We start from the raw sequence: 1,221 nt of genomic DNA on the forward strand, positions 1-1,221 counted from the left end.
GTGGTAGGTGGTGTAAAATGTTCCATTATACTGTGTAGTGTGTCAGGTGTTGAATTTGTGTCAGTCTCGTATATTAAATGTCAGGTTTGACATTGACATTTTATGAAAATGTGTAATGTCTGGTAGTGGTAGTAATATTATATTTTACATACATATACCCTCACCTGCAACAGGTACTGGGAGTGACTGGTGCCTTAACTTACCCACACCCACATATGAAATACACAGAGTTAATAATCCATCAAATTTCTTAATATTACAGTATAAGAACTTAAATTAGACCTGCACGACATATATATTTGTATTCGATTCGATTTATCGGCGCGGCGGTTATCGGTTATTTTTCCGGATCGGACCGGTTAAATTTTTTCACGGGGGTTTTTGGAGCGCACGCCTTCTAATTTGAGAACAAGCGCTCGCCCGGCATCTGCATCTCCCCGCCATGCATGTCCAAATCTGCCACAGAAGGAGAATTAGTGTTAGTATGGCATTGAAGAATTGGAATCCCACAATCCCTGCCATCTCGGGCGGAAGGTAGGACACCAATTCGCCATCCTGGAGGAATTCTACCCATGAAAACATCTGAATCGTTCCGTTCCTGTGATAGCGTGGGATGCTCCCTAGAGCTTGCACTTCTTGCAGAAGTGCGTGAAGAACCTGATTACAAGCACCCAACGCTTCGGCCAGGCCTGGTTCCTGGAAAAAAGTGTCGATGTTCGCCGTTGCACAGGCTTCGGCATGAATCAAATTCCGTTGAAGGTTTTCCGAGATGTACCTGTACCCTGAGTTGCCGGAGACGACGGCCACTAGCTGCCACATTGTTGACCTTGTGGTTATCAACAACATATCTGCAGCAGTTGCGCCGGCGGTCTCGTCGATAGGAGCTAACGATGTTTTTTCAGATAAAAGTACTATGCTTTGGAGCAGAGCGTTGCAATCTGCTGACTTTCGGACTTTGATCAAGTCGAGAAGGTGAGAAGACCTACTGTCGTCATCTACGGATTTTGGATTAAGTTCCATGACATAACAGGTTACGCCGTCTGGAACTGTCAAGTTCGCAGCTAACACAGTCAGAGCCCAGTCCGACGAAGCATGCCAAGGGTCGATGATATGGTATTGTGCCAATGGTTCCAGAAAACTGATTGCTTCCAACAATGAACCCTCGTGGAACACCTCGATCAGTTTTTCGAACGTCATAAGGGTTCCACCCAAGTCCTTGGC

General features: G+C 45.7%; 1 protein-coding gene. It reads right to left on the reverse strand.

The window, feature by feature from the left end:
- Nucleotides 1-369 precede the first annotated feature (369 nt).
- The coding region (locus tag ACN0IC_RS15590) for a hypothetical protein (protein ID WP_416879664.1) at nucleotides 370-1,221 on the reverse strand (852 nt) is incomplete at its 5' end.

The sequence above is a fragment of the Litorimonas sp. genome, from assembly GCA_029936425.1.
Classification (GTDB): domain Bacteria; phylum Pseudomonadota; class Alphaproteobacteria; order Caulobacterales; family Maricaulaceae; genus Litorimonas.